Consider the following 18,205-nt stretch of genomic DNA (forward strand, 5'->3'; position numbering starts at 1 on the left):
CCAGCTCTAGACGCCCTTGCGCTGAACGTCCTTGAGCTCGGAGTCAGTGGCCAGGCCGTAGTTAGCACCCGCATAGACGGCCTTTGCTCGACTCGTTCCGGCGAGCACATACTCGCTAAAGGACAGCACCATCGAGCCGAGCACATTCTTGGACGGATCATCCAGGTAGGTGCCGTGGTAGGAACCGGTGACTACCGCTTCCCAGGCGGGCCCTGCAGCATCGCGGTAACCACGTCGATCGGCATCAAAAGGAACGATGTCCTCGTGCTCAGCAATGGCCACCAGGCTCGGAATCTCCGGAGGGGTGGAGATCAGTCCAGCGTCGGAAGGCCCTGGGTTGATAGCAACCAGACCACGGGTGACCATATCGATGCCCGCAGCCTGGAAGGCCTTATCCATCCTGTTGTTCAGGAAGATTGCGGAGCCGCCACCTGCAGAGTGCCCGACCAGCATCGTCCGGGAGAAATCGATCTTGCCTGCAAGTGGCGTGGACTCGTCCTCATTGGCCGCTGCGGCCACGGAAGCTGCCAGCACCATCTGCGGCGCGAACCAGTTGGTGAAGTTGTAGCCAAGAGCCACGACATATCCGTGGCTTGCATAGAGTCGCGCTTGCGCGTCGTACATACCTGGCTCAGTACCAATGCCAGGGCTCAGAACCATCAGCGGCGCGGACTCCATGGAGTCGATATCCGCCGGGTAAATGAGCTGCGCGCCAACTGGGGAGGCGTTGGCCGATTCCGGCAACACGTCATAGCAGCCGGTGGTGCCGTGGAGACCGTGGAGGTCCCGCAGTACGCGGTTGTAGATGGTGTAGACGACACCGTCACATGGCATTGCTTCACGGGTTGCGGCAACTGGGTGGGAGCCCATCGCTCCGAACTCCTTGCGCAGGTGCCCCGCCTCTGGGGCGAACGGCTCGGTGATATGGCCACTTTCACCACCGGAGATGGCGCGGTTTACGCCACCCATGACATCCACCAGACCACCGCCAATTTTGTCCACGGTTTCCGAGTTCCGGTAGTCAACAGTGCTTTCACGTGCAGTGATGTCCGGCAGCTGACCAATGCGCGGTGCCGCCTGCGCTGGCACCTGCCCGCCGAGAACTACACCAGCTGCGAGCGAAAGAGCAACCACCTTCGAGAACTTACGCCCCTGCCCTTGACGGGATGCCGACACGGTCTTTCCGGCCGCCCTTAGTGAACCAATCATCGTTTTCCTTAACTCTTGCCAAGAACCTAGGAATACGAATTTACCTAATACGTAAATACATACGTAAAGAAAGAAATAGCCTCCCCCATCTTTCACCCCTCAAACAATCATTCAGAGCGCTGAAAATGTTCACTCTCGCCCAAAATTAACACCACCACCCCCATTTCCTACCCCCTTTCCACGAGTGCACAAATTCAGAAAACCCACCTCACCACCGTTACCCACATATTTTTATTACCTTTTTCCACAAACGCCTCCGCTGCCTCCCTACCAGCGCATACCTTATTGACACCAAGGACAAAGTGGCCACGCCCACACTCACTGTTAACCGACAACCGAGTGCGCATGGCCCTTAATAAAACCCCGAACAGAAAAGAACTCCCACAATGAGAATCGGCATCCCTTTAGAACCCGATCCCCAGCAAACAATTGTGGCTGCGACCCCGGAGACCGTCGGCAAACTCGTCAAGCTTGGCTACGAGGTCGCCGTGCAGGCTGACGCCGGCCTGGCTGCTAAGTTCACCGACGCGGACTACGAATCCGCCGGTGCCACCATTGTCGACGAGTCTGTCTGGCACAGCGATATCGTCGTAACGCTCGACACTCCGCCGGAGCAGTTCCGTGCACTGCTTAACGACGGTGCCATGCTGATCAGCCGACTTGCGCCAGGCCGAAACGAAGAACTGGTCGAAGAACTCGCGCAACGCAACATCACTGCCCTTGCTATGGACGCAGTTCCCCGCATTTCCAGGGCACAGTCGATGGACGTGCTGTCGTCGATGGCCAACATCGGCGGCTACCGCGCAGTAGTCGAAGCGGCTTCTGCATATGGTCGCCTTTTCACTGGTCAGGTGACTGCCGCAGGCAAGATGCCACCAGCTACCGTTTACGTCATCGGCGCTGGTGTCGGCGGACTTGCGGCGATCGGTACGGCCAACTCGATGGGCGCGATTGTCAAGGCAACAGACCTGCGCCCTGAAGCCGGTGAGCAGGTCGAATCGATGGGTGCAGAGTTCATCCCGATTCCGGCCGCCGCCGAGAAGTCCGAGGATGGCTACGCCAAGGAAATGACCAATGATCAGGCTGCCGCTGCCGCGAAGCTCTACTCCGAGCAGTCCGCGCAGGCTGACATTGTCATTACCACCGCGAATATCCCTGGCCGTCGCTCTCCACTGCTGCTGACTGCTGCCGATGTTGCAGCTATGAAGCCAGGCAGCGTCATCGTCGACATGGCTGCCGCAGGTGGCGGCAACTGCGAGATGACCGTTCCAGGCAAGACCATTGTCACTGACAACGGTGTGACCATCATCGGTTACACCGACCTTGCAGGACGTCTGCCCGCGCAGGCATCGTCGCTGTACGGACAGAACATTTTCAACCTGTTCAAGCTGATCACGCCGGAAAAGGATGGCTCTCCAGTTCTCAATCTCGAGGACGAGATTATCCGTGGCATCACGGTGACAAAGGCTCGCTCACAAAATGGCGCCGGCGCTACCGGAGCTGAGATTCTCTGGCCACCACCGCCAATCAAGGTCGCTGTCACCCCTGCTGCCCCACTGCAGGAGCAGCAGGCTCACCAGGCCGCATTAGAAGAGAATGCGCCGGAGAAGGTTTCCTTCATGGGATCGGGCCTGGGCTCGAAGGTTGCTCTGGGCCTGACGGCACTGCTGGCCATTGTGGTTATGCTCAGCGCACCGCACAGCGTGAGCGCCAACTTCATGGTTCTCACCTTGGCTATCGTGCTCGGCTTCTACGTGATCTCCGCGGTCACGCCGCGCCTGCACACACCACTGATGTCTGAGACCAACGCGATCTCCGGCATTGTTCTGGTGGGTGCGATTCTCCAGGTGGGAAGCTCCAACCTGCTGGTTTCCGGTCTCGCGTTCGCGGCCATTGTGGTCAGCTCCATCAATATCTTCGGCGGTTTCGCCGTCACCGACCGCATGCTTGGCATGTTTGTGAAAGAGGAGGCATAAAGTCTAATGGCTAGCATTGATACTGCTTCGCTTCTGGACTGGACCTACCGCCTGTCCAACGTCGGCTACATTGTCGCCGCTGTCCTGTTCCTCGCTGCCCTCTCGAGCCTGTCCAAGCCGGAGACCGCTCGCCGCGGTAACTCCTTCGGTATTGCTGGTATGGCTGTAGCCGTTGTCATTGCCATCTTCCAGGCACTCGTCACCGCAGACACCAAGCCGGATACTCACTTCTCGCCGCTGATTACCCTGATTCTCATCGCCGTCGCTATCGGCATCGGTGGTGTCATCGGTATCAGTCGCGCACGCCGCGTTGCCATGACTGGCATGCCGCAGCTGATTGCACTGTTCAATGGTCTGGTCGGACTCGGCGCTATCTTCATCGGCTTCAACTCCTACATCTTCGCGGAAGATGTCGCCCCCGATGCCCTGAAGTTCCACTTCGGTGAGGTCTACATTGGCGTCTTCATCGGCGCTGTGACCTTCACTGGCTCCATCGTCGCAGGCCTGAAGCTGTCTGAGAAGATCAAGGGCTCGCCGCTTCTGCTGCCGGGCCGCAACGCTCTGAACATTGCCATTCTGGTGGTCACTCTGGTTCTCCTGGCTGTCTTCATCGCAACCGGCACCGAGGGCGGCGCCATCGCATGGGCATGCATGGTTGCAGTGACTGCTTTGGGCCTGTTCTTGGGCTGGCACCTGGTCATCGCCATCGGTGGCGGCGACATGCCGGTTGTCGTGTCCATCATGAACTCGTACTCCGGCTGGGCCGCCGCTTTCACCGGTCTCATGCTTGGCAACCCGCTGCTCATCATCACTGGTGCGCTGGTTGGTTCCTCCGGCGCCTACCTGTCGTACATCATGTGTGAGGCCATGAACCGCTCCTTTGCCAACGTTATTCTGGGTGGCTTTGGCTCCGAGGCTTCGTCGGGAAGCGCCGTGGAAGGCTCCCACACCGAGGTCAGCCACGAGGACACCTCCGAGATTCTGCGTGACGCAGACAAGATCCTCATCGCTCCGGGCTACGGTATGGCTGTGGCACAGGCTCAGTACGCTGTTGCTGACCTGGTCCGTAATCTGCGTGACGCCGGCAAGGAAGTGGTCTTCGGTATCCACCCAGTCGCCGGCCGCCTGCCAGGTCACATGAACGTGCTGCTGGCTGAGGCCAAGGTTCCCTACGACATCGTGCTGGAGCTGGACGAGGTCAACGATGACTTCGCTGATGTGGATGTCACCCTGGTCATCGGTGCAAATGACACCGTCAACCCGATGGCAGAGCAGCCGGGCTCCCCGATTGCGGGTATGCCGGTGCTGAAGGTGTGGGAATCTGAGCGCGTGATTGTTCTCAAGCGTTCGATGGGTTCGGGTTACTCGGGCGTGCAGAACCCGTTGTTCTTCAACGAAAACACCGACATGCTTATCGGCGATGCGAAGGCCAGCGTCGACTCTCTGAACCGCATCCTGGCGAGTTCGAAGGTCAACGCTTAAAACTTCAGGCAAGCAACGCCGTACAAATCGGAGCCTAGGCGATTAATTCCTAGGCTTCGCCACGGGCTGCATCACGAACCATCGTGATGTGCTCAATGCCGGCTTCTATGAAGGTCTCCCCGATCTCATGGAAGCCGGCTTTTGCGTACACAGCCTTCGCCTGCGTCTGGGCATGCAGAATCAGCCCCGTATCTGGGTGGTCAGCGATGACCTGCTGCAGCAGTTTCGAGGACAACCCCCTACCCCGGCTCGCAGCATCGACGACAACTCGGCCGATGGTGCGCGGGTAGCTCGTCGAGAACTCATCGAGCGTGTCAATTACACGCAAGTACGCAATAATCTTGCGGGAGTCATTGTCGTCGCGGATGAAATAGTGCTCTGCGGTATCTTCCAGGTCGCGCCAATCCATTTCCGGCTCTGTACAGGACTGCTCAAGATAGAACACATCGGTGCGCAGTGCCGAGATGGCATAAACATCCGTCGCGCTGAGTTGAGAAAAGGAGGCGTGTTCAATCATGGTGGCTGATTTTACTGCGAAGAACGGTGTGACGCTCATAGCTGGCAAACGTAGTGGCGCACCATCGCGCAGAATGAAGCCGCAGACCTATACCGCCCGCACCCGGCGGAATTGTACCTTCGCGCCGGGCACCAATTGCCCGGCCCTCGACAATGACGGCTCCGTCAACACACCAATGACCGGATATCCACCCGTCGCCGGATGATCAGGACCGAAAATAATCGGCTGCCCCGATGCGGGCACTTGTATCGCACCGGGGACCATTCCCTCGCTTGCCAACTCATGGGTGACCTGGCGCTCAAGAGTAGTCCCATTCAGCCGAAGTCCGACGCGGTTGGCCTCTTGCGTCACGGTCCATGTCTCGTGAAAGAAATCACTGACGCTTTCCCGCGTAAACCAGTCCGCCCGAGGGCCAGGAACAACATCTAAGCGCGCAGCCTCGCTCGACCAATGAGGCGCGGGATAAATTGCGATTGACGACCCCGTCGAATACTCCGGGTCGCCGACCTGCAAGACCTGACCGGCCTGCAAAGGCGCTGGGCCGAGCTTGCCGAGCGTATCGTATGACCGCGAGCCCAGCACTTCCGCGACATCGATGCCCCCTCGAATCGCGACGTACCCGCGAAGACCTGCATCGAAGGTACCAAGCCGCACAATTGCCTTCGCCCCGACCACAATTCGACTATTCATCGAGGTCTTGATGACCTTGCCATCCTGCTCGACAGTCACCTCACCGTGGGCTCCTGCGAAGGATATGATTGCTCCCTCCGCTACTTGGAACTCCAACCCGCCGACGACGCACTCAAGCACCGCCAGGCTTTCTTCGTTGACAACCATCCGGTTAGCAGCTGCCGCGGACTCGTGGTCGAACGCACCGGAAGTACTCACGCCCAGGCTGCCTTGCCCTGCACGGCCCAAATCCTGAATCGTCGTCAATATGCCGGGTCGAATAATCTCGATAGAATTCTTCATCTCTTCCGCCCCCCTTTTTCTACGCCGCACTCACCGTAGAAGTCGCTTCAAATTGCACCTCAACCCCGGGCTCAAGCAGCGCCGGATTAGGCCGATTCAAGTCCCACATCTCCACATCTGTATGTCCCAAGAGCTGCCAGCCACCGGGCGAATCGATGGGATATACACCTGCGAATTGGCCCGCAAGTCCGACGGAGCCCTTGGGAACTCGAGTGCGCGGCGTCGTAAGGCGGGGAATATCAAGCGGCTCTGGCCACCCCTGACCGCTCCCGCGCACCATGTAATAAAAGCCCGGCGCGAATCCACCGAACGCGGCCGTCCAAGGGCGTTCGCAGTGCCAATCGATTAACGCTTGAGGGCTCATCCCAAGGCTTTGTGCCAAGGACTCAAGGTCCGCGCCGTCATAGTGAACGGGAATCGTCATTGTTTTTCGCTTGTCGACGGTCTGCCTCTGCGCATTGTTGCCCCGCAGCGCGGTTTCTACTGCGCCGAGGTAACGACGAGCCGGTCCGCGAAAGCGAAGAAGGAGCGTTTGGGCTGCAGGTACCCTGTCAACGAGTCCCTCAATCTCAGCCGCAGCAGAGTGTGCACGAAGTACCTTCGCCAACGGATTGGCCGATGATGAATAGTCGATAAGCAGCGCATTTGTTCCCATAGGGCGAATCTCGGCCATGGCGGTGCTGATCCTTTCTTTCTTGCGGGGTTGAAAAACTGCGGTTGATAAGACCGGTGTGCGAGTCCGCGCTATACGTGGGCAGAGACGGTGACTCCGGCGTCGACGAGCCCTTGGCGAATCATACGGGAGAGTTCGACCGCACCAGGGGTGTCTCCGTGCAAACAAATAGAGTCAGCCTGCACGGTCAACGGTGAACCGTCGTAGGCGACGATTGGTTCCCCGCTAGCCATTGCAATGACGCGTTTGACGACGGCATCGGGTTCTACAATGACCGACCCCTCGAGTACTCGGGACACCAGAGTTCCATCGGAGTTGTAAGCGCGATCTGCAAAAGCTTCCCTAATCACAGGGAGGTCCGCGTCGAGGCTGAGCCGTTCGATGACCGACCCCGGCTGCGCCATAATGGCAAGCTCATCTCCGCAGGTGGAGCGAGCGAGCAGGAGCGCCTCCACCACTGCAGCGGCCTGATTTTCATCCACTGCGATGCGGTTGTAGAGGGCACCGTGGGGCTTGACGTAGGAAACTTCGGTACCCACCGCCCGTGCACATGCCGAAAGTGCACCAATCTGGTAGACGGTTTCGGCTCGCAATTCTCGATGTGAGTAATCCATGCGTCGTCGTCCGAATCCGGCGAGATCGCGGTAGGCGACGTGCGCGCCGATGCGAATTCCGCGCACGGCAGCTGCCTCACAGGTCTCCATCATGACGCTAGCGTCACCCGCGTGATACCCGCAGGCAATATTGGCACTGGTCACAATGTTCAGCAGAGCGATATCATCACCCATCTTCCACGAGCCGAACGCTTCCCCAAGGTCAGAGTTGAGATCGATAGTGGCGCCCATAAACGTCACCGCTCCTTCCAAGTAATAATGCTGGTCTTTGTACCGTTGTTATGTTGGTTCTCATCTGAGCTGTGCGAGAAACCGGGGGGGGGGATTAGCCGAGCATTTCAAACACACCGCCGAATGAGCGCCACGCCAAGAACCAGGCGACTGCGACACCCAAGATTCCGATAGCCGCCAACCACTTCGGGTACTTGTAACCATTCATGAGATCCGCACGGAACAGCGCGATGTAAATCAGCACAGTAACGCCAATTGGAAGAACCAAACCATTGAAGGCTCCGGCGAAAACCAACAGCGTCGCTGGAGCCGTACCGATGACACCGAAGAGCAGCGTGGAGATTGCAATTAGGACAATGGTGATCGTGTTTTGAGTCTTGGCTCCAGCACCCGAGGAACGAGTCAGAAATGTTGCTGAGGTGTAGCTGGCACCCACAATCGACGAGATTCCCGCAGCCCACAGGACAACGCCAAAGAAGCGCATACCCCAATCTCCTGCCGCAGCTTGGAATGCCTCTGCAGCGGGGTTTCCATCCGTATTGAGGACCACGCCACCCGCAACCACTCCCAAGACAGCTAGGAAAAGGAGGAAACGCATGATGGCTGTGACGATGATGCTCGTAACAGATGAGCGAGTGGTCTGTGCGAGGTTCTCTACACCGCCGGCGCCAGCATCAAGCATGCGGTGAGCGCCAGCGTAAGTAATGTACCCGCCAACAGTGCCACCGACGAGCGTGATGATTGCCAACAAGTCAATCGTGTCGGGCATGACCGTGTTCTTCAGTGCTTCCCCTACTGGCGGGTTAGAACTGAACGCCACAATTCCAGTGACCAGAATCATCACGACACCGAGCACAACGAGTGCCTTGTCCAGCGCCATACCCGCCCGACGGGAGAGGAAGAAGCCAATGGCGAGGATTGCAGTAACAATGCCGCCAATCTTTGCGTCCACGCCCAACATCGCGTTCGCACCAAGTCCAGCACCGCCGACGTTGCCAATATTGAAGACCACACCACCGATGACAATGAGAATTGACATTAACCAGCCCAGCCCCGGAAGCACGGCGTTGCCGAGCTCCTGCGCGCGGCGTCCAGAGACAGCAATCACTCGCCACACGTTGAGCTGAATCGCGATATCAAGAAGCACCGAGATCACAATGGCAAAGGCGAAAGCCGCGCCAAGCTTGGCCGTAAAGGTTGCGGTCTGGGTGAGGAAGCCCGGCCCGATAGCACTGGTCGCCATCAGGAATACGGCGCCGAGGAGTGCCGTTCGCCGCGCCTTATGGGCAGATGTTGAAGCGTCCATAGCGTAAGGCCTTTCCCTACAAGTCTGACGATTCCCACGTTGAAGGATTCCCACGTTGAAGATCGCCTGCACAGAGATTGTTGAACAATGTCTCGTATGTTAATTGGTGATGGCCGCCACACAAAAGTGCTTTAGTAGTCTGTATTACATGACTACCCCCGGAAGCATCCTCGACGATCAGCCCCACACGTCCTCTGGGGAAAAACAACAAGACGTTTCAGTAGCGGATGTCACCGCAACTGTCCTGCGCCGAGAGATTCTCGCCGGAAAGCACTACAGTGGCGAGCAGCTCCGTGAAACCCAACTTGCTGCGCGACTGCAGGTCAGCCGCAACACCATCCGACAGGTCTACCGCAAGCTGGAATCTGAGGGGCTACTTACTCACATCCCTCATCACGGCGTGTTTATCGCTTCCTTCGACAAACAACGCATCCGCGAACTGTATGCCTTTCGCCATGTCGTCGAATGCGGAACACTGCGATCGCTAAGCAAGAGCCAGGCAAAGCTCCTCGGCGAAGAGATTCTTTCTATTTGTGGTTCACAGTCATCATTGAACCTTCCCGAACGGAATAATGCCTTTCACCTCGCCATCGTCAGAGCTTCCGGGTCCCCCGACCTGTTAGCCACCGCCGAATCAATTCAGGCCCAACTCCGTCTTTGCTTCCTCTCCTACCCCCAAAGCATCGAACTCCATGCCCGATACGCCGATCGCCACATCAGTATCGCCAAAGTTCTCATCGAGGACACCCCAAACCACGCCGCCGACCTCCTCAGCGCCTACCTCAATGAGTCGTTCAGTGCCGTCACCGCTGCCCTCCCGCTTGCCGATCGTTCGTAATTAGCTGCTAGGACTAAAGTGATGGACATGGCAGCAAATTCAGGCAACGCATACGCAATGACCATTCCGGAGTTCGGCCCCGCTGACATTTTCACCAGGACACTTATCGATCATGCTCAGCCCGGTCCCGGCGAAATCCTGGTCAAAACCACAGCCATCGGCGCGAATCCGCTGGATTACAAGATGCGCGATGGCTCTTCCGGTCTGTGCGCAAAGTTCACCCCTCCCGCCGTCCTCGGACGCGAAGCCGCTGGCGAAGTCGTTGCCGTCGGCGAAGGTGTGGACAACTTCCACCCCGGCGACCGAGTCTTCGGCATGCGCGGCTTCGATGACTTCCGCGGCACCTACGCAACGCACAACGTCTTCCCCGCCGACGGTGTGGTTCGAACACCCGATTCGCTTGACGACGTAACCGCTGCGGGCCTTGCCCTAGTGGGAATCACGGCGACCGTGGCTGTCGATCAGCTAGCGAAGGTAAAAAGCGGTGACACCGTACTCATTCATGGTGCCGGCGGCGGCGTTGGCCAGCTGATGACGCAGCTGGCAGTTGCCCGTGGCGCAACTGTGTTGGCCAGTGCGTCGTCACGCCATCATGAAAAACTAGTGGGCTTTGGCGCGCAGCATCTTGATTACACAGCGGAAGATGTATTCGAGGTTGTGCGTCGACGGTTCCCCGAGGGCGTAGATGTTGTGCTCGATGGCGTGTACTTCGACACCTTCCTGCCCTCGCTGGATGTGTTGCCATCGGATGGTCGGATCGTGGCGCTACCTTCACTGGCCGATCTGGCACCGGCGAAGGAACGTGGCATTGAGGCGCACATTCCGGCTATTTCGAATGACACGACTATTTACGCCGACCTGGCCGACCGCGTGGTTGCCGGTGAGATTTCACTTCCTATCGGACTGACTAAGAATCTCACCGAGGTCGCGGAGGTCCACCGAGTATTGGAAGACGGGCACGCTGACGGCAAGATTGTGATGACCGTCGAGTAAACCAGGTGCGTTACTACAGCTCGCGACGAGCGTTCTGATACGTCTTCGTCAGCGAGCACCACAGCGCGTCGGCATCAGAGATGGCTTCCACCAGCTCCCGGTTGGTCATAGTTTCACGCTGCTCGCGCAGTCGGTTGTTTAGCTTCCGAGCACGAGAGAGCTCACCGCGTAGCTCGATGAGCTCCGGCGTAGCCTCACCGGAGGCAAATACATCTTTGTAGATGGTGCCGACACCCATTGTGGTGTTCACGTTGTCCCAGGCAGAGAGGATTGCGGTGAGCTGGTACTCGGTGTCCATGGCAATCTGTTGCAGCTCAGCGTGATTACGCTCGGCGAGCTCGTGCGCCTCAGCGCTGCGGCGCACACCGACCCACGCCTGGTATGCAATGAGAATCGCAAGCACCAAGCCCGCAACTGGCAATGCATATTGCAGAATCCACAGCGTGACACCGAAGAGCTGAACAATCAGGCCGAAGAAGAAAAATACGACAATGACCGTCGCGCACCCGTTGTCGGAGCCTGAGCGTTTACTCATCGCGGCGTCACCTCCGCCGCAGCATTCAAAATCGCATCGGCCCCCAGGTGGCTGGCGTAGCCAAGTCCAATGGCTGCTGCCAGAAGGAGTATTGCCAGCAGCGTATAGACGATTGCCTCTTTGACAGTGCTAGTAACCGCAATGCGCTGCTCTTCGTAGTCAACCAGGGCACGCATGTCTTTGGTCGAGGCATTCAATCGACGTTCGAGGTCAACCATGTGTTCCTGCTGCTCGGCGCGTGAGATAGCGATGGCATTCAACGGCACATCAACACTCTCGACACTGGCATATGCCTGCCGACGAGCACTCTTCACGCTGTCGAACGACACTGACGGTGCGGGTGGCACTTTCGTCGGCCCAGTGAGATTCCGCGACACCTTATAGTAAGAGCGCGCTGCGGCTCTCGTCAGTTGGTTGTTGGAGTCGCCTTGATTGCCCATAGTGCCGAGTCTGCCACATGAATTTTCTTTGGCTCGTTATCGCCCACCTCATCGATGATGGCGAAGACATGCATACCTGCATATGGTGCGGCTTCGGCTCGGAGCACGGTCCCCGGGCCTACCCCTGATGTAGCCAAATAGCGCAGCAATTCAGGATCGGAGTCGTTAATACGATCGACTACCACCATCGCGCCAGCTTCGATATCCGTCAGGTCAGTGCGCACTGCGCTGGCGATGGTACCGCTGGCGCTGGGAATTGGATCGCCATGCGGATCGCGCTCAGGGAATCCCAGCATTGCATCAATGCGACTAATGAAATCATCCGAGACCGCATGCTCAAGCTTTTCAGCTTCCTCGTGAACCTCATCCCAGGTGTATCCCAGAGTCGAGACCAAGAAGCTTTCAATAAGCCGGTGGCGACGCACCATGATCAGCGCAATATCCCGCCCACGGTCCGACAGGCTAATGCCCCGGTACGGCTCGTGGTTGACAAGTCCACGTGCAGCTAGCTTCTTCACAGCTTCGCTGGCGGTGGGCTTCTTTTCACCCATCCGCTCAGCGACGTCGCCTAGTGCCACTTTTTCACCGGTGCGCTCGTGCAAATCCCAAATGACCTTGAGGTAGTCCTGGGTCTTTGCTGGTAAATCCTCCACGTGCATTCTTTAAACTCTAGCGTTATTGCGTGTTGCCGCAATCTTGAGGGGGACATAGAAACAACCGGCGCACACGCCAATACAGCCACCAACTGACAAGTTCGCCGCCACCGCAATGAATAGCCCCACCAGGCCAATCGCGATACCCATCAATGGTGCTAACACGAATAGCAAACGGGTATCGTTCACTACCCCAACCAGCGCAGCTGCCGGGGCAGCCAACAGCGCGATGGATAAAATCGTGCCGACAGCCGGAATCAGCGCCACCAGAGTCAACACAATCAGCCCGCTGATGACCAACTGTGCTCTTCTCCTCGAATGCGCGACCCCGAAAGACTCCGGATCGAATGTGAAGTAAATCAGCTGGCGCCACCGAGCCACCAGCACCAACGCCACCAGCAGCAAGAGGCCACCGGACAGCACAATATCAATCTTGTTCACGTTAAGTACGCTGCCGACCAGGAAGCTTTCTACCTTCACCGGCAACGGGGCGAACCACTTGTTCAGGAAGTAGCCCAGTGCGAACCCAAATGTCAGCACAATTCCTGCCGCCGAGGACGTCGTTCCCACCTTTGACAGACCGAACAGTGCCCCAATCGGAATACACATCAGAAATGCTCCGATAAAGAGGAACACCGAAATCCACGAGTGGCTCAGGCCGAGCGCTGCCGCAATAACAACGCCCACAACCGCGCCGGGAAAAGTCGCATGTGTAATCGCTTCTGCGAAGAACACTTGTTTTCCCAGCACCGCGAGCACCCCAACTACTCCAGCCAGGGCTCCTACCAGTATCAGTTCGATAATGGGCAAAATCAGGATGCTAGACACGGTCTCCTCCCAGCACGACGCGCAGCCCCAGTGCCATGAAATACAGTCCCACCGAGGTCAGCGCGACGACTGCCTGAGGCGACACCGGCCCCAAAGGCACCAGTGCCAAACCAACGATTCCGCTGAGGCAGCCCACTGCAATCGCAATCGGCACCATCACATGAACTCGGCGAGTCAGCAGTCTCGCCGCCGCTCCCGGCACGACCAGATATCCGACTACCAGAAGCACGCCCACAGCGCTTGCCGACGACACCACGACCGCAGCAATCGCCGCGTTAATGGTGAGGTCGATGCCCCACACATTGACGCCTGCGGCTTTGGCACCGAAGCGATCAAAGGCAACAAACACCTGCCGGCGCCAGGTCACTGCGATAAGAACCAAGGCGATGGCACAGACAATCAGGGCGCTGGTGAGACGGGAGTCAGTGACTTCCAGCAGTCGCCCGAACATGAGCGCTTCCAGCTGTCCTGACTGGTCACCTTTCTTCAGCGAGAGAATCACACCGATGGAAAAGAAGCTGGTCAGTACAACTGCCACTCCGGCTTCCGACATGTGCGAGCGCGATACCAAGGTCAGTGCTACTGCCACTACCACCGCAAATGCTGCAGCCACCGGGATAATCATGTCGATGCCGCCGAATACGGCACCGGCCACAATTCCGGGAAAAATCGAATGCACCATGGCCTCGGCATTGAACTCGAGGCCACGCAGGTTCACGATGACACCGACCAGGCCAGAGACCGCCCCGAGGGCAATCAGCAGCACTAGTGGCCTGAACATGAAAGGCGCTACCCCAAGCTCATTCGCAAGCTCAGTCCACATAGGCTGGCACCAACTTCGAGGTCGCACCAAAAGCCGGCTGCTCCGCCACAATTAATGTGTTTTCGCAGGTCTCCTCAGCAAGAACAAGATCATGGGTGGCCGCGATAATTGCCGTGCCATTTTCCTTCAGTTCGTTGAGGAGATTCAGCAGCATCGCCCGATTTTCAGTGTCGAGGCCGTTGAACGGCTCGTCGAGAAGCACGAGTTGCGGACGTGCGACGATGGCACGCGCCAACAGAACGCGTTGCTGCTGACCACCGGAGAGGTTGCCGAAACGTTCACTGGTGCGGTCGGCAAGCCCGACTTTGGCTAGCGCTGCGTGGATGCGTTCTTTGCGGTGTCCAAGCGGTTGGAAGGGGCGCAGTTCGTGCAGCACCCCCATGGCGACGACATCGAACGCCGTGACCGGAAAAGTGCGATCGAGGTCTGCCGACTGCGGGACGTAGGACACAATCTTCGCGTTGTTGTGCATCTCACCAGCGAGAAGACGAGTCCCACCTAGGATTCCGCGCAGCACAGTCGTTTTTCCAGAGCCATTGGCGCCGATGAGTGCAAGCCCGGTACCCGGCGCGACATTGGCGGTGATGTGATTGACGATGGGTACCGCCGTGTAGCCGAATGAGGCATCGCGGAGCGTGACTATGGGGTCAGCAGACATGGGGTTAGCTAAGCGGTTACGACTCACTTGATGCCCTCTGGCAGCGGCGCGACAGTTCCGTCCCATGCCGTCACAACCTGAGTGACGTTGTGGATGATGGAACCGATGTAGGTCTCGCCGGCACTGCCAGCCGGACCAAGGGAGTCGCCGTAGAGTGCGTCCTCACCAACGATGGCCTTGACACCTGCGGCCTTGGCGATCGCCTCAATTGATTTCGAGTTGTTCGAGTTCTCCGCAAACAGCGCGGTTGCACCCGAGTCCTTCACGGTCTTTGCCGCCTCGGCGATATGCGCGGCCGTGGCATCCTGCTGCTCGTTGAAATCAGACAGCGCTGCGCCGATGAAGTTGATATTGAACTCGTGGGAGAAGTATCCAAAGGCATCGTGGCTGGTAAACAGCACAGGGTCCGACACGGTGGCGATGGACTTATTTGCCCACTCATCCAGCTGATTCAGCTTCTCCTGGTAGGCCGCAACGTGGTCGGCGATGGTGGACTTCAGCTCATTGTCGCCACGTTCCTCAGCGACCTGTTCCAGGGCATAGCCGATATTGGCAACCTGGATCTTGGCGTTCTTCGGTGAGGTCCATACATGCGGATCGAAGCGGAATTCCGCCTCCTCACCGGGTTCTTCCGGCGGGAATGGCCATGGGGCGACATCAATCTTTTCCACCCCTCGGTCGATGGTGTAGTTACCATTCTTCGCCTTCTCTGGTGGCAGTGGCTTTGTTTTGTCCGTGTCCTTGGCTGCCTTCATGGCATCTACGTCACCTGCAGTGAGAACGCCACTGGTTACTGCCATCGTTCCGGAAAAGCCCGAGGACTCAATCGCCTGATCCAGGAAGTGCTCCAGGTCAACGCCGTTGACGAACAAGAGATCGGCGTTACCAGTCTTGGTCAGCTGCTCGTGGGTCATTTCCAGCTCATGTGCTGTTGCATTCGGCGCCAACAGGCAGGTCAAATCAACTGCATCGATGTCCAGTTGCTTCACGTAATCACAAATCTGCGTCGTGGAAGCCACGACGTTGATTGGGTTCTCGCCGCTGGCTCCCTCACTGCCATCGCCACACGCTGCAAGGCCGGCGCCCGCTAGCAAGATCGAAAGGCCCGCACACATGGACTTAGCTGATCGCGAAAGTTTTCCGGAAATTGTCATGTTGGTGTCCGCTCTTGATTATTTGTTATTGCTTTGCGACGGCTACGCTGACCGGCCGCTTCAGTAAATCTGGTCACCTTAGGGGCGGTTGGGGCGCACTTCGCCGTTCATCTATCACGTGTGAGAGTAAACCTAACGACAACTATTTTCAACCTATTGAACTTAAGTGTTTTTGGCGTTACATTTTTAAAGATAAACAGTGAACAGGATCTAACCGCAGGCGGTTTCACCACAGCGCTAACCTTCACACCACAACATCAGCCATGATGGAGGCATGGAAGCGAAGATTTATCACAACCCCCGCTGCTCAAAGTCCCGCCAGGCTCTCGCCGTACTGCGCGAAGCCGGAATCGAACCGGAAATCATCAAATACCTGGACACTCCCCCAACTAAGGCCGAGCTGCGCTCACTAATTAAGGCGGCCAGCCTGAATGTCATCGATGCTGTGCGTACGAAGGAAGCGGAGTTCAAGGAACTAGGGCTTTCCAGGGATTCCAGTGACGATGAACTCCTGGACGCAATGGTCGCGCACCCACGCCTGATTGAGCGCCCGTTTGTTGTCACTGACAAGGGGGTAAGGATAGCGCGTCCCACCGAGGCTATTAACGACATTCTTTAGGTGGCGACAAGCATTAATTGCTTTTACGCCAACCCCTCTCAAAGGCCTCCAAGACCGAGAGGTTAACAACCCGTTAACAAGGATTGACGCCACTGTAAACTCATCGCTGAAACGATAAAGCTCTCCGCCCGCTGCCCTAGCTCCCCACCCGGGTTGCATTAGAGGAAACGGCGGCCTTCAGCGAAAGGACTGTCATTATGAGCAGTCAGAGGCTCGGCTGGCTCAGCGCACCCGGCCCAGCAGCTCCCCTCCCCGAGGAAAAGATTGCCCCGACCTACCGGACCTGGCGATTCAACGTCTTCATGGGCATCTTCATCGGCTACGCGGGCTTCTACCTCATCAGAAATAACATCCCCCTGGTGTCCGCCGTACTGGAAAAGCACGACCTACTTGGCGCAGCCGGAATCGGCATCGTAGCCAATGCCGTGCTGTTCTCCTACGGCCTATCCAAGTTTTTCATGGCCATGCTCTCCGACAGAGCCAATGCCAGGTACTTCCTCCCACTTGGCCTAGCACTGTCCGCGGTCGTAAACCTCTTTGTTGCGTTCGTCCCGGCCATCAGCGCTTCTGTTGCAGTATTCGCGACAGTCATGTTCATCAACGGTTGGTTCCAAGGCATGGGCTGGCCTCCCTCTGGACGAGTTGTCGTCCACTGGTTCTCGACATCCGAGCGTGGCACTTTGATGTCGATCTGGAACACTGCCCACAATGTTGGCGCCGCCGTCGGCGGTGCTCTGGCAGCCTGGGGCTTGCATTCGTTCGCCACTTCCGATGCCGACTGGACTCCCCGCATTCTGGCTACCGGCGATTGTCGCGCTCGTGATTGCTGCCATCGCATTCCTGCTGATTCGAGACAACCCGCAATCCATGGGACTGCCTCCGGTAGAGGAATACCGTAACGACCCAGACAAGGTCGAAGGAACTAATGACGAGGCACAAGAACCCTGGTTCGCAATCGTCAAGAACCATGTTCTTACCAATCCGGTTATCGTCATGTTGGCGCTGGCCAATGTGTTCGTCTACGCACTTCGTTACGGCGTTCTCAACTGGATTCCGATTTACCTGACAAACGAATTGCACAAGACCAACGTCACGGGCGGAATCATCGGATTCATGCTCTACGAGGGCGCAGCAATTGTGGGCACCCTGCTGTGCGGATGGGTCTCCGACAAGGTCTTCAAGGGTTGGCGCTCAGGCGCCGGCATGCTCTTCCTGATCGGCACCGGCATCACCATTTTCGCATACTGGCAGCTACCCGCTACGGCACCATTGTGGATGTTCTATGTGCTCATCTCCCTGATCGGCGCACTCATTTACGGCCCAATCATGCTCATCGGACTGCAGGCCATCGACCTCTCGCCTAAGTATGTTGCGGGAACCGCAGCTGGTTTCACTGGATTGTTCGGATACCTTCTCGGCGCAACACTCGCCTCCACTGGTGTCGGTCTCTTGATCGACTTCGCAGGCTGGAATGTCACATTCGCAACCCTCATTGGAGTTGTCGCTATTGCGTTTGTCCTCATGATCTTCGTCGGCAAGTACGAGCGCGAAGTCATGCACAAGGCAGATGAAGCCCGCACCAAGACAGCTCAATAGCCACTCAATAGCCGTCAGTCACGGTGTTGCCAGTCGAATCCCGGATTCGCTCCGTGAGTCCAAAACGGTCGCAACGTCGCCAATTCAT

18 protein-coding genes and 1 pseudogene are annotated in these 18,205 nt (G+C 57.6%); 6 read left to right on the forward strand and 13 right to left on the reverse strand.

Features of this window, described 5'->3' with window-relative positions; all coding sequences use genetic code 11:
• Positions 1–6 precede the first annotated feature (6 nt).
• Positions 7–1,209, reverse strand: coding sequence for an alpha/beta hydrolase (locus HMPREF3053_RS05315; protein WP_070767391.1), 1,203 nt, complete (start codon positions 1,207–1,209; stop codon positions 7–9).
• A 386-nt stretch (positions 1,210–1,595) separates the two neighbouring features.
• On the opposite strand from HMPREF3053_RS05315, the gene HMPREF3053_RS05320 reads away from it, so the two are divergent.
• On the forward strand, positions 1,596–3,185 hold the full coding sequence (locus tag HMPREF3053_RS05320; protein ID WP_049193634.1) for a Re/Si-specific NAD(P)(+) transhydrogenase subunit alpha: 1,590 nt from the start codon (positions 1,596–1,598) through the stop codon (positions 3,183–3,185).
• A gap of 6 nt (positions 3,186–3,191) precedes the next feature.
• On the forward strand, positions 3,192–4,667 hold the full coding sequence (locus HMPREF3053_RS05325; protein ID WP_070767392.1) for an NAD(P)(+) transhydrogenase (Re/Si-specific) subunit beta: 1,476 nt from the start codon (positions 3,192–3,194) through the stop codon (positions 4,665–4,667).
• Positions 4,668–4,716: 49 nt separating this feature from the next.
• Here the strand turns inward: HMPREF3053_RS05325 and HMPREF3053_RS05330 are convergent, their stop codons facing one another.
• From HMPREF3053_RS05330 to HMPREF3053_RS05350, 5 genes are all read right to left on the reverse strand, one after another.
• Entirely contained in the window at positions 4,717–5,184 is a 468-nt protein-coding gene (locus HMPREF3053_RS05330; protein ID WP_049193633.1) for a GNAT family N-acetyltransferase, read from the reverse strand.
• An 87-nt stretch (positions 5,185–5,271) separates the two neighbouring features.
• Positions 5,272–6,156, reverse strand: coding sequence for a 5-oxoprolinase subunit C family protein (locus HMPREF3053_RS05335; protein ID WP_049172680.1), 885 nt, complete (start codon positions 6,154–6,156; stop codon positions 5,272–5,274).
• 19 nt (positions 6,157–6,175) lie between these two features.
• The gene (locus tag HMPREF3053_RS05340; protein WP_049172678.1) at positions 6,176–6,829 is read right to left on the reverse strand and encodes a 5-oxoprolinase subunit B family protein; all 654 of its coding nucleotides are present in this window, start codon (positions 6,827–6,829) and stop codon (positions 6,176–6,178) included.
• A 71-nt stretch (positions 6,830–6,900) separates the two neighbouring features.
• Positions 6,901–7,674, reverse strand: a complete 774-nt coding sequence (locus tag HMPREF3053_RS05345; RefSeq protein WP_070767393.1) for a LamB/YcsF family protein — start codon at positions 7,672–7,674, stop codon at positions 6,901–6,903.
• A 94-nt stretch (positions 7,675–7,768) separates the two neighbouring features.
• On the reverse strand, positions 7,769–8,980 hold the full coding sequence (locus tag HMPREF3053_RS05350; RefSeq protein WP_049193630.1) for an NRAMP family divalent metal transporter: 1,212 nt from the start codon (positions 8,978–8,980) through the stop codon (positions 7,769–7,771).
• A 148-nt stretch (positions 8,981–9,128) separates the two neighbouring features.
• Between HMPREF3053_RS05350 and HMPREF3053_RS05355 the strand changes: the two genes are divergently transcribed.
• A complete protein-coding gene (locus tag HMPREF3053_RS05355) occupies positions 9,129–9,818 on the forward strand; it encodes a GntR family transcriptional regulator (RefSeq protein WP_069359632.1) in 690 nt (229 codons plus the stop codon).
• A gap of 27 nt (positions 9,819–9,845) precedes the next feature.
• Positions 9,846–10,811 (forward strand): NADP-dependent oxidoreductase, encoded by a 966-nt coding sequence (locus tag HMPREF3053_RS05360; RefSeq protein ID WP_224784254.1) that lies wholly within the window; start codon positions 9,846–9,848, stop codon positions 10,809–10,811.
• A 13-nt stretch (positions 10,812–10,824) separates the two neighbouring features.
• Here HMPREF3053_RS05360 and HMPREF3053_RS05365 read toward each other — a convergent pair whose 3' ends face one another.
• The 7 genes from HMPREF3053_RS05365 to HMPREF3053_RS05395 form a co-directional block, all read right to left on the reverse strand.
• On the reverse strand, positions 10,825–11,346 hold the full coding sequence (locus tag HMPREF3053_RS05365; RefSeq protein ID WP_049193626.1) for a hypothetical protein: 522 nt from the start codon (positions 11,344–11,346) through the stop codon (positions 10,825–10,827).
• Complete coding sequence (locus tag HMPREF3053_RS05370) at positions 11,343–11,675, reverse strand: hypothetical protein (RefSeq protein ID WP_049193624.1); 333 nt, start codon at positions 11,673–11,675, stop codon at positions 11,343–11,345. The genes HMPREF3053_RS05365 and HMPREF3053_RS05370 overlap by 4 nt, the downstream gene beginning before the upstream one ends.
• A gap of 77 nt (positions 11,676–11,752) precedes the next feature.
• Positions 11,753–12,445, reverse strand: a complete 693-nt coding sequence (locus HMPREF3053_RS05375) for a metal-dependent transcriptional regulator (protein ID WP_049172669.1) — start codon at positions 12,443–12,445, stop codon at positions 11,753–11,755.
• 3 nt (positions 12,446–12,448) lie between these two features.
• The gene (locus HMPREF3053_RS05380) at positions 12,449–13,267 is read right to left on the reverse strand and encodes a metal ABC transporter permease (RefSeq protein ID WP_016422354.1); all 819 of its coding nucleotides are present in this window, start codon (positions 13,265–13,267) and stop codon (positions 12,449–12,451) included.
• A complete protein-coding gene (locus HMPREF3053_RS05385) occupies positions 13,260–14,090 on the reverse strand; it encodes a metal ABC transporter permease (protein WP_016422353.1) in 831 nt (276 codons plus the stop codon). Before HMPREF3053_RS05385 ends, HMPREF3053_RS05380 begins: the two co-directional genes overlap by 8 nt.
• On the reverse strand, positions 14,080–14,748 hold the full coding sequence (locus tag HMPREF3053_RS05390; protein WP_042388536.1) for a metal ABC transporter ATP-binding protein: 669 nt from the start codon (positions 14,746–14,748) through the stop codon (positions 14,080–14,082). Before HMPREF3053_RS05390 ends, HMPREF3053_RS05385 begins: the two co-directional genes overlap by 11 nt.
• A 23-nt stretch (positions 14,749–14,771) precedes the next feature.
• The gene (locus HMPREF3053_RS05395; protein WP_016422351.1) at positions 14,772–15,902 is read right to left on the reverse strand and encodes a metal ABC transporter substrate-binding protein; all 1,131 of its coding nucleotides are present in this window, start codon (positions 15,900–15,902) and stop codon (positions 14,772–14,774) included.
• 274 nt (positions 15,903–16,176) lie between these two features.
• Here HMPREF3053_RS05395 and arsC point away from each other — a divergent pair, with 274 nt between their 5' ends.
• Positions 16,177–16,521, forward strand: a complete 345-nt coding sequence (gene arsC, locus HMPREF3053_RS05400; RefSeq protein WP_016422350.1) for an arsenate reductase (glutaredoxin) — start codon at positions 16,177–16,179, stop codon at positions 16,519–16,521.
• A gap of 197 nt (positions 16,522–16,718) precedes the next feature.
• Positions 16,719–18,117: pseudogene (locus tag HMPREF3053_RS05405) on the forward strand (MFS transporter).
• Positions 18,118–18,205 lie beyond the last annotated feature (88 nt).

The sequence above is a fragment of the Corynebacterium sp. HMSC064E07 genome (assembly GCF_001815745.1).
In the GTDB taxonomy this organism is placed as follows: Bacteria; Actinomycetota; Actinomycetes; order Mycobacteriales; family Mycobacteriaceae; genus Corynebacterium; species Corynebacterium jeikeium_D.

Bases quoted from the DNA above. Each gene is read 5' to 3' on its own strand.
- HMPREF3053_RS05390 (WP_042388536.1), bottom strand. From the start codon at position 14,748: ATGTCTGCTGACCCCATAGTCACGCTCCGCGATGCCTCATTCGGCTAC.
- HMPREF3053_RS05350 (WP_049193630.1), bottom strand. From the start codon at position 8,980: ATGGACGCTTCAACATCTGCCCATAAGGCGCGGCGAACGGCACTCCTC.
- HMPREF3053_RS05340 (WP_049172678.1), bottom strand. From the start codon at position 6,829: ATGGCCGAGATTCGCCCTATGGGAACAAATGCGCTGCTTATCGACTAT.
- HMPREF3053_RS05320 (WP_049193634.1), top strand. From the start codon at position 1,596: ATGAGAATCGGCATCCCTTTAGAACCCGATCCCCAGCAAACAATTGTG.
- HMPREF3053_RS05385 (WP_016422353.1), bottom strand. From the start codon at position 14,090: ATGTGGACTGAGCTTGCGAATGAGCTTGGGGTAGCGCCTTTCATGTTC.
- HMPREF3053_RS05365 (WP_049193626.1), bottom strand. From the start codon at position 11,346: ATGAGTAAACGCTCAGGCTCCGACAACGGGTGCGCGACGGTCATTGTC.
- HMPREF3053_RS05345 (WP_070767393.1), bottom strand. From the start codon at position 7,674: ATGGGCGCCACTATCGATCTCAACTCTGACCTTGGGGAAGCGTTCGGC.
- HMPREF3053_RS05335 (WP_049172680.1), bottom strand. From the start codon at position 6,156: ATGAAGAATTCTATCGAGATTATTCGACCCGGCATATTGACGACGATT.
- HMPREF3053_RS05395 (WP_016422351.1), bottom strand. From the start codon at position 15,902: ATGACAATTTCCGGAAAACTTTCGCGATCAGCTAAGTCCATGTGTGCG.
- HMPREF3053_RS05355 (WP_069359632.1), top strand. From the start codon at position 9,129: ATGACTACCCCCGGAAGCATCCTCGACGATCAGCCCCACACGTCCTCT.
- arsC (WP_016422350.1), top strand. From the start codon at position 16,177: ATGGAAGCGAAGATTTATCACAACCCCCGCTGCTCAAAGTCCCGCCAG.
- HMPREF3053_RS05375 (WP_049172669.1), bottom strand. From the start codon at position 12,445: ATGCACGTGGAGGATTTACCAGCAAAGACCCAGGACTACCTCAAGGTC.
- HMPREF3053_RS05360 (WP_224784254.1), top strand. From the start codon at position 9,846: ATGGCAGCAAATTCAGGCAACGCATACGCAATGACCATTCCGGAGTTC.
- HMPREF3053_RS05315 (WP_070767391.1), bottom strand. From the start codon at position 1,209: ATGATTGGTTCACTAAGGGCGGCCGGAAAGACCGTGTCGGCATCCCGT.
- HMPREF3053_RS05330 (WP_049193633.1), bottom strand. From the start codon at position 5,184: ATGATTGAACACGCCTCCTTTTCTCAACTCAGCGCGACGGATGTTTAT.
- HMPREF3053_RS05325 (WP_070767392.1), top strand. From the start codon at position 3,192: ATGGCTAGCATTGATACTGCTTCGCTTCTGGACTGGACCTACCGCCTG.